6 protein-coding genes and 1 pseudogene are annotated in these 9584 nt (G+C 74.2%); 4 read left to right on the forward strand and 3 right to left on the reverse strand.

The window, feature by feature from the left end; all coding sequences use genetic code 11:
• Window positions 1-576: pseudogene (locus KMS84_RS36045) on the forward strand (hypothetical protein); the annotation flags it as partial.
• Here KMS84_RS36045 and KMS84_RS36050 read toward each other — a convergent pair.
• On the reverse strand, window positions 573-2165 hold the full coding sequence (locus KMS84_RS36050) for an AMP-binding protein (protein ID WP_256920754.1): 1593 nt from the start codon (window positions 2163-2165) through the stop codon (window positions 573-575). The pseudogene KMS84_RS36045 and the gene KMS84_RS36050 sit on opposite strands and share 4 nt — an antisense overlap.
• Window positions 2162-3832, reverse strand: a complete 1671-nt coding sequence (locus KMS84_RS36055; RefSeq protein ID WP_256920755.1) for an AMP-binding protein — start codon at window positions 3830-3832, stop codon at window positions 2162-2164. The genes KMS84_RS36050 and KMS84_RS36055 overlap by 4 nt, the downstream gene beginning before the upstream one ends.
• Window positions 3833-4034: 202 nt before the next feature.
• On the opposite strand from KMS84_RS36055, the gene KMS84_RS36060 reads away from it, so the two are divergent.
• From KMS84_RS36060 to KMS84_RS36070, 3 genes are all read left to right on the forward strand, one after another.
• Window positions 4035-4895 carry a helix-turn-helix transcriptional regulator gene (locus KMS84_RS36060; RefSeq protein WP_256920756.1) on the forward strand — a complete coding sequence of 287 codons (861 nt, stop codon included), beginning with the start codon at window positions 4035-4037 and terminating at the stop codon, window positions 4893-4895.
• A 244-nt stretch (window positions 4896-5139) separates the two neighbouring features.
• A complete protein-coding gene (locus KMS84_RS36065) occupies window positions 5140-7974 on the forward strand; it encodes a helix-turn-helix transcriptional regulator (RefSeq protein ID WP_256920757.1) in 2835 nt (944 codons plus the stop codon).
• Window positions 7975-8291: 317 nt separating this feature from the next.
• Window positions 8292-9083, forward strand: coding sequence for a S1 family peptidase (locus KMS84_RS36070; protein WP_256920758.1), 792 nt, complete (start codon window positions 8292-8294; stop codon window positions 9081-9083).
• A 185-nt stretch (window positions 9084-9268) separates the two neighbouring features.
• Here KMS84_RS36070 and KMS84_RS36075 read toward each other — a convergent pair.
• The coding region (locus tag KMS84_RS36075; RefSeq protein ID WP_256920759.1) for a DNA glycosylase AlkZ-like family protein at window positions 9269-9584 on the reverse strand (316 nt) is incomplete at its 5' end.

The following is a 9584-nucleotide window of genomic DNA, read 5'->3' on the forward strand; positions in this document are numbered from 1 at the left end:
TCCGGGCTCGTCCCCGCACCCGACGTCGTTCTGCGCCCCGGGTTCCTCCGGCGGGCGGCGGAGGCGGACGCCCGGGCGGGGGCGGCGCCCGTCCCCCGCTCGCCCCGGCGCGCCTTCCGGCCCGTCGCGATCCGCACCGCGCGGGACGCGGTGACCGCGGCGGCGCTGTATCTGAACTGGCTGGGCCACGGGGACATCCGGCGGGCCGACCAGCGGCCCACCTCCGGCATCGGCCTCGCCGCCCGCGGACTCCTCGCCCAGGTGGACCCCAGCGTCCACCCGGCCTCACTGCGGGACGTGGAGTGCCTGTGGCTGACGGCCATGACGGAGTCGGCCGAGTGCCTGTACTTCTCCCTCGCCGGCTACGCCGACGACGCCCGCGCCCGCGCCGACCAGCTCGGCGTGCCGCTGTTCGTGCTGGACCTCACCGGCGCTCCGCAGCCGGTCAACCCGACGGCCGGCGCCCTCGCCGACGCCGGAGCCCGCGAGGGCGGGGACGCCCCCGGCGGTCCCGAGGCACGCGACCGCCGGGGCGTCCCGGGCCGAGGGCGGCGGAGGCCGCCGAGGGAGTCCTAGCGCGCGTACGTCTCGCGCAGTTCGATCTTGCGCACCTTCCCCGACACGGTCATCGGGAAGGCGTCCAGGATCCGGAGCCTGCTGGGGATCTTGTAGTGCGCGAGGCGGCCCTCGCAGAACGCGCGCAGGTCCTCCAGCGTCGGGGGGTCCGCCGGATCGCCCGGGATCACACAGGCGAGGACCTCCTCGCCGTACTTCTCGTGCGCGACCCCGACGACCTGGACGTCCCTGATCTTCGGGTGGCCGTACAGGAACTCCTCGATCTCGCGCGGGTAGACGTTCTCGCCGCCCCGGATGATCATGTCCTTGATCCGGCCGACGATCTCCACGTAGCCGTCCTCGCGCATCGTCGCCAGGTCGCCGGTGTGCATCCAGCGGCCGGGGTCGACGGCCTCGGCGGTCTTCTCCGGCTCGTCCCAGTAGCCGAGCATCACGCTGTAGCCGCGGGTGCACAGCTCGCCCGCCGTGCCCCGGGGCAGGGTCGCGCCGGTCGCCGGATCGACGATCTTCACCTCGATGTGCGGCAGGACGCGGCCGACGGTGCCGGTGCGGTGCTCCAGGTCGTCCTCCATCCTGGTCTGGAGCGAGACCGGCGACGTCTCCGTCATGCCGTAGCAGATGGAGACCTGCTCCATGTGCATCTCGGCGACCACCCGCTTCATCACCTCCACCGGGCAGGGCGAACCCGCCATGATGCCGGTGCGCAGGGAGGTGAGGTCGTAGCCCGCGAAGCCCGGGAGGTTCAGCTCCGCGATGAACATCGTCGGGACGCCGTACAGGGAGGTGCAGCGCTCCTGCTGGACCGCCTCCAGCGTGGCCTGCGGGTCGAAGGAGGGGGCGGGGATGACCATGCAGGCGCCGTGCGAGGTGGCGGCGAGGTTGCCCATCACCATGCCGAAGCAGTGGTAGAAGGGCACGGGGATGCAGATGCGGTCCTGCTCGGTGTAGGCGATCGACTCGCCCACGAAGTAGCCGTTGTTGAGGATGTTGTGGTGGGAGAGGGTGGCCCCCTTCGGGAAGCCGGTCGTGCCCGAGGTGTACTGGATGTTGATGGGGTCGTCGCAGGACAGTTCGGCGTACGGCGCGCCGGGGGTCGCCCGCCGCAGGAACGCCTCCCAGCCGGGGTCGCCGATGTACACCGTCTCCCGCAGCCGCGGGCACCTGCCCCGCACCTGCTCGACCATTGCCCGGTAGTCGCTGCTCTTGTGGCTGAGCGAGGCGAACAGGAGGCGGACACCGGACTGGTTGAGGACGAACTCGACCTCGTGGGTCCGGTAGGCCGGGTTGATGTTCACCATGACGGCGCCGACGCGGGCGGTGGCGTACTGGACCAGCACCCATTCCGGGCAGTTGACCGCCCAGATCCCGACCCGGTCGCCCTTGTCGACCCCGGCGGCCACGAGGGCGCTCGCCAGCTCGTCGACGTCGGCGGCGAACGCGGCGTAGGTCCAGCGCCGTCCGGACGGCACGTCGACCAGCGCCTCGCGCTCCGGCCATCTCGCCACGGTCCGGTCGAGGTTGGCCCCGATGGTGTCGCCGAGCAGGGCGGTGGTCCCCGTCCCGTGCGTGTACGACAGCCGCTCGGTCACCGGAAGTCCTCATCGCGGTACTCGGCGTCCGAGCCGGCCGCCGTGGCCTCGCGCAGCTCGATCCGGCGGATCTTGCCGCTGACCGTCTTGGGCAGCGGGGCGAACTCCAGCCGCCGCAGGCGCTTGTAGGGGGCGAGGACGTCCCGGGAGTGCTCGAACAGCACCTTCGCGGTGTCGGGGCCCGGCTCCCAGCCCTCGGCGAGGACGACGTACGCCTTGGGCACGGCGAGGCGCAGGGCGTCCGGGGCCGGGACCACGGCCGCCTCGGCGACGGCCTCGTGCTCCAGCAGCGCGCTCTCGAGCTCGAAGGGGCTGATCTTGTAGTCGGAGGCCTTGAAGACGTCGTCGGCCCGGCCGACGTAGGTGAGGTACCCGTTCTCGTCCCTGCTGCCGATGTCCCCCGTGCGGTAGTAGCCGCCGGCCATCGCCTCCGCCGTGCGGTCGGGATCGCCGTGGTAGCCGGTCATCAGTCCCACCGGGCGGGCGGACAGGTCGAGCGCGATCTCGCCCTCCCGGGCGCCCGGCGCGCCGGAGACGGGGTCCAGGAGTTCCACCCGGTAGCCCGGGCTCGGCCGGCCCATGGAGCCTGACTTCAGCTCCTGGCCCGGGCTGTTGGCGATCTGCACGGCCGTCTCGGTCTGGCCGAAGCCGTCCCGGACCGTGACGCCCCAGGCGCGTCGCACCTGTTCGACGACCTCGGGGTTGAGGGGCTCGCCCGCGGCGACGGCCTCGCGGGGCGGGGTGCGCAGCTGGGTGAGGTCGGCCTGGATGAGCATGCGCCAGACGGTCGGCGGGGCGCAGAACGTCGTCACGCCCGCACGGTCCATCTCCGCCATGAGCCGGGCCGGGTCGAAGCGGGTGTAGTTGTGGATGAAGACGGTCGCCTCGGCGTTCCACGGGGCGAAGAGGTTGGACCAGGCGTGCTTGGCCCAGCCGGGCGAGGAGATGTTGAGGTGCACGTCGTGGGGCTCGAGCCCGATCCAGTACATCGTGGCCAGGTGCCCGACCGGGTACGAGGTGTGGGTGTGCTCCACCAGCTTGGGGCGGGCGGTCGTGCCGGACGTGAAGTAGAGCATGAGCGGGTCGTCGGCGAGGGTGGGGCCGTCGGGGGTGAAGTCGGCCGGCGCGTCGTAGGCGTCCTCGTACGGGTGCCAGCCCTCGGGGGCGCCGCCGACGGCGATGCGGGTGTAGTCGCCGGGGACCTCGTCGAACTTGCCGGCGTCCTCGGAGCGGACGAGGACGTGCCGGACCCGGCCGCGTGCGACGCGGTCGGCCAGGTCGGCGGGGCCCAGCAGCGGGGTGGCGGGGATGACGACCGCGCGCAGCTTCATGGCGGCCAGCGCCGTCTCCCACAGTTCCGCCTGGTTGCCGAGCATGACGAGGATCCGGTCCTCAGCGGCGACCCCGCGGGCGCGCAGCCAGTTGGCGGCCCGGTCCGAGCGCCGCGACAGCTCGGCGAAGCTCAGCCGCGTCTCGCTGCCGTCCTCCTCGACGATGTGCAGGGCGGTGCGCCCGTTGCCCTCGGCGATGGCGTCGAACCAGTCCAGGGCCCAGTTGAAGCGCTCCGGCCGGGGCCACTCGAACCGCTCGTAGGCGGTCGTGTAGTCCTCGCGGTGCTCCAGCAGGAAGTCGCGGGCTGCGCGGAAGCGCTCCGTCGCCGTCGTCATCGGCTCCTCGCTCTCTTGGCTGTCATGTTCGTCGGCTCGTCGGCCCGGGGACGGCGCTCGACAGCGGCGCGCCCCTGCGGCACACTCCCGTGGCGCCGGACCATTGCCGGGCGGCTCTCTGCCATCGTGTAATCCGTGATGCAGGTCTCACTACCCCCGAACGGGGGTGTGCGGCACGACGCCGCGCGGAAAGGGCGACAACGTGGCAGCAGAGGCAGCCGGAACGGCCCAGATCGGCGGGGCGCTGATGCGGCTGCGGCGGGCGACCGGGCTGCCGGTCGCCTTCGGCGGGCTGGTGGAGCCGGGGCGCCAGCGCATGCGGATCAGCGAGTTCAGCGGCGCGGCCGGGCTCGCGCTGCGCGGGCTGGCCGTGACCTCGGGGAACGGGCTGGGCGGCAAGGCCGTGGCACTGGCCCGGCCGTGCGCGGTGACCGACTACTCGCTGTCCCGGCAGATCAGTCACGAGTACGACGCGGCCGTCGCCGAGGAGGGGCTGCGCTCGGTGCTGGCGATCCCGGTGGTGGTGCGCCGCCGGGTGCGCGGGGTGCTCTACGGCGCGCTGCGCACGGCGCAGCCGCTGGGTGAGCGGACGCTGACCGCGGCGGTGCAGGCGGCGCGCGACGTGGAGCAGGCGCTGGTGGTCCAGGACGAGGCGCGCGACCTGCTGGCCGCGGCCGAGGCGCGTGCGGCGGCCGCCGGGAAGGGCCGGGGCGGGGGCACGGCGGCCGGCTGGGAGCAGGTGCGCGAGGCGCATGCCGCGCTGCGCGCGCTGGCCCCGCGGATCGCGGACCCGGTGCTGCGCGCGGAGCTCCTCGACGCCTGCGGGCTGCTGGCCCCGGGGGCGCCGCGGGAGCCGGAGCGGCCCGCGGTCGCCCTGGCTCCGCGCGAGCTGGACGTGCTGGCGTGCGTGGCGGCGGGGGCGACGAACGCCGTGGCCGCCGAGCGGCTCGGGCTGGGCGCGGAGACGGTCAAGGGGTATCTCAGGTCGGCGATGCGCAGGCTGGGCGCGCGCACCCGGGGAGAGGCGGTGGTCGCGGCCCGCAGGGCGGGTCTGCTGCCGTAGCGCGACGGGGCCGCACCCCGCCGCAAGGCGGCTCGGCGCGGCCGTCGCCGACGCCCCGCGGGGCGTCGGCGAGGAGCGATCACATCAAGCCAGGGAGCCCCCTCACGACAAGCGATTATTCACTCAGCGTCGCCATGAATTTCCCTATGCGTCACGTTGTTATATCCCTCACCACGCCATGCCTCCGAATTTCAAAGAGTCGTTGCCTAGAATTTGGCCCGGACACGACACTCGGAGGGGAGCGGTGACCGTGCGACGGGACTTCAAGGAGCCTGCCCGATGCCGCCCCGACCTGGTCATCGGCAGGGACGAGCTGTACGCGGCCGCCCGCGAGCAGCTGACCCGCGGCGGCAGTGTGCTGCTGCACGGCCCGGCCGGAATAGGAAAGTCGACCGTGCTGCGGGCATTGGCCGCGGATTACGGCGACGCGGCGCGCACCGTGCTGCGCTGCTCGGCCACCGAGTCCGAATCGCACCTGCCGTTCCTGGCCTTGGCCGACCTCTTCGGTCTGGTCCTCGACGAGATCTCGGACAAGCTGCCCGCCGCCCAGCGCACCGCCCTGGAGTCCGCGCTGACCGGCCGGGGCGAGTCGACCCTCCAGCGCGACGGCCTCGCGCTGCGGCTCGCCGTCCTGTCGGCGCTGCGCGCCCTGGCCGCGGCGGGCCCCGTCCTGCTCGTCGCCGACGACCTCCAGTGGCTGGACTCGGCCAGCGCCGAGCTCCTCGGCTTCGCCGCCCGCCGCCTCGGCGACACCCCGGTGCAGCTGCTCTGCGCGGTCCGGACCGAGGGCCAGGAGTACGACCGCCATCTACGCGCGTCTCCGCCCGACACCCTCGCCGTCCGCCTCAACCCGCTCTCCAGCGCCCAGGTCTCCGCGCTCCTCGACCACCGCGGCTACACCGACCTGCCCCGCTCCACGATGCGGGAGATCCACCGCACCAGCGGCGGCAACCCCCTCTTCGCCCTGGAGCTGGGCCGCGCCCTTGGCGAGAGCCCCACGCCGCCCCGGCCGGGCGAGCCCCTTCCGGTGCCGACCTCGCTGCGCGCCCTGGTCCTCAGCCGCCTCGACATGCTCTCCGCCGAGGCCCGGCGCACCCTGCTCGTCGCCAGCGCCGGCGCCCGCCCCACGCTGGCCCTGCTGCACGCGGCCGGCCGGGAGAACGCCGAGGCCGAGACCGCCCGGGCCGCCGAACTCGGGCTGCTGACGACCGAGCCCGAGGGGCCCGCCGTGCGCTTCGCGCATCCGCTGATCTCGGCGGCGCTGTACGCGGAGGCCCCCGCGCAGGAGCGCCGGGCCGCGCACGCCGCGCTGTCCACCGCCGCGTCCGACCCGATCGAGCGGGCCCGCAACCTCGCCCTGGCCACCACCGGCACCGACCCCGAGGTGGCCGCCCGGCTCGCCGAGGCCGCCGCGCTGTCCCGCGACCGGGGCGCCCCCTCGGTCGCCGCCGCGCTCGGGCTGCTCGCCGCCCGGCACACCCCGCCGGACGGCACGCCCGCCCCCGACCAGCACCGGCTGCAGGCCGCCGAGGACGCGATCACGGCCGGCGAGGTGGACCTCGCCCGGGACATCGCGCGCGAGGTCCTGACCCGGGCCACCGTGGCCGCCGACCGGATCCGCGCCTGGGAGGTGGTCATCGAGGCCGCCGGTCAGGCGCTCGGCGACGTCGACGCCGTCTTCCCGCAGGCTCTGGCCGACGCGGGGGACGACCCCCGGCTGCTCGCGCTGGTCCACTACCACCTCGCCTGGCGCAAGCTGATCGTCGAGGGCGACTTCTCCGAGGCGCGGCAGGAGGCCGCGCACGCGGCCGAGCTGGCCGCCCGCGGCGACGACCGGCGCACCGAGCTCATGGCCCTGTCCTTCCAGTCGTCCACCGAGACCCTGATGGGCCACCCGAACGCGCCCGCGACCATCAAGCAGGCGATGAAGGAGCCGCAGGACCCGTACGTGGCCTGCCACCACAACGGCGTCGGCGCGGCCAGGTTCCGCTGGCTGATGATGAGCGACCAGCTGGCCGAGGCCCGCTCGACCATCACCGCCCTGCTGCGCGAGGTGCGCCGGCGCGGCATGGTCGAGAGCGAGGTGCACTTCCAGCGCTTCCTCGCCGAGACGGAACTGCGCTCCGGGCACTGCGGACGCGCCCTGGACCTGGCCCGCGAGAGCCTGCGCCTGGCCCGCGACTCCGGCATCGGCCTGGGGGCCTCCGCGATGCTGGCCTCCCTCGCCGAGGCCTCGGGCGGCGACGTCGACCGGGCGCTGGAGCTGGCCCGGGAGGCGGCGGGGCGCGCCGAGGAGGACGGCGACCAGATGTACCTCTCGCGCGCCCTGGCCGCGCTGGGCCACGCCCAGCTGGTGGCCGGGGACGCCGCGGGCGCGGTCGGCTCGCTGCGCCGGGTGCGGGAGCTGGAGGCCGGACTGCGCATCACGGACCCGGCGCGCGGCCGCTGGCAGGGCGACCTCGCGGAGGCGCTCGTCCTGGTGGGCGAGCCGGGCGAGGCCCAGGACGTCATCGACGTCACGCGCGAGCACGCGCTGCGGCTGGACCGGGAGAGCGTGCTGGCCGTGCTGGACCGCGCGGAGGCGATGGTGCGGGCGGCGCTCGGCGACCACGACGCGGCGCTGTCCCGGCTGACGTCCGTTCAGGACCGGCTCGCCAAGCTGGGGTACGGCCTGGAGGAGGCGCGGGCGGCGTTCGCGCTGGCCCGGCTGCGCACGCTGCGGCCGGGGGCGGGGCCGGGGCCGACGTCGTACGACGAGGCGGCCCGGCTGTTCCGGCGGTGCCGGGCGCTGCCCTGGCTGCGTCAGGTGGACGAGGCCGCGGCGCAGGGCGCGGCGGCGCAGCGGCTCGCCGTCGCGCGTCCGCAGCAGGAGCCGTCCGACGTGCTGGAGGGGCTGGCCGCGATGGAGCGTCAGGTGGCCGCGCTCGTCATGGAGGGCGCGACCAACCGGGAGATCGCCGCGCGCCTGTTCATCAGCGTCAAGACGGTGGAGGCCACGCTGACGCGGGTCTACCGCAAGCTGGGGATCCGTTCGCGGGTGGACATCGTCCGTCTGGCCGCGGGACGTCACGCGAAGTGAGGAATCGGCGGGACAACGCTCCCGCAGCGGCTACCTACCCCTAGTGGGTTTCTCCTGGCCTGTGCGCCGCGCGCGGCGAGCGCACCGTGCGGTCCCGGGGCGACGGCCGCTGCCGCGGCCTCGCGTTCCCCGGGCCGACCGAGGGTTTTCCCTGCCCCAACTCCCTTAGGGGGTTCCCTCATTGGGGGCAGCGGTGGCCGAGTCCTAGCGTAAGGGACGTGCCGCTCGCCCGGGCACACGGGGGTCGGTCCCGCGGCCCCCGTGCTCACCCCCACACCCGCGCGACCCCCCACCGGCCGTCTCCATCGAGGAGTTCCATGCTCGGGCTCAACCGCGTGAAGAAGACCGCAGCCGTGGTCGCGGCGACCGCCGCCGCGGCCGCGACCGCACTGCTCGGCGCCCCCACCGCCGTCGCAGCGCCCCAGCCGATCGTCGGCGGCACCACGACCACGACCACCGCGTACCCGTTCATGATGCAGATCACCGACGCCTCCCAGAACCAGTTCTGCGGCGGGACGCTGGTCTCGGCGACCAAGGTGATCACGGCCGCCCACTGCATGGTCGGCGAGACCACGAGCAGCGTGCGCGTCGTCGGCGGACGCACCTACCTGAACGGCACCAACGGCACGGTGAGCCGGGTCAGCAGGATCTGGATCGACCCGGACTACACGGACGCCACGAACGGCGACGACGTGGCCGTGCTGACCCTGTCGACGTCGATGCCGTACACCACGGCGTCCTACGTCTCCTCGTCGCAGACCGGGGTGTACGCGGCCGGCACGAGCGCCCGCATCCTGGGCTGGGGCACCACCTCGGAGAACGGGGGCTCCTCCAACCAGCTGCGGACCGCGACCGTCCCGGTCGTGTCCGACTCCAGCTGCAAGAGCTCCTACGGTTCGGACTTCGTCCAGACCGACATGGTTTGCGCCGGATTCACCTCCGGCGGCACAGACACCTGCCAGGGCGACAGCGGCGGTCCCCTGCTCATCGGGGGCGTCCTGGCAGGGATCACTTCTTGGGGCGAGGGCTGCGCGGAGGCCGGTTACCCGGGTGTGTACACCCGGCTGACCACCTTCTCCGCCCTGGTGACCGCGCAGGTCACCTCGTAGCCGGTGCACGGCTGACCCCGAAGAACGCCTGAGGGCCCCTCGACCCCCGAGGATCCTCAGGGAACGATCAGGGGGCGCTGCGAGCCTCCACGAGCGGCCCGCAGCGCCCCCTCTCCAACGCCCCCGCCGGCCCTTCCGGTGGGGGCTTCGCGCGTGCCGCCCCCGCCCGGCGGGCACCGGGCCGGTCAGTCCTCGCCGGTCCGCACCCGGCCGAAGCGGATATCCATGGACTGTCCCGGGTGCAGCACGGACAGCATCCGCTCGCCCTCCTCGACGACCTCCCGGCGCTGCGCCAAGGTGAGCTGCGTGAACGGCTCGACGACCAGCGCGTCCGGCTCCGGCCGCCACACGCCCGCCAGGAAGCCGTCGACGAGGAGGGTGCGGTGGGCCTGGTTGCCCTGCCAGCTGCGGCCCCACTGCTCGGGCGGGATGACCCGCGTGCGGTCGGCGTGGGAGAGGAGCAGGTTGTCGAACTCGGGGAGGAATCGGGGCGGGGCCGGG

The organism is Streptomyces hilarionis, from assembly GCF_024539675.1.
Taxonomy (GTDB): domain Bacteria; phylum Actinomycetota; class Actinomycetes; order Streptomycetales; family Streptomycetaceae; genus Streptomyces; species Streptomyces hilarionis.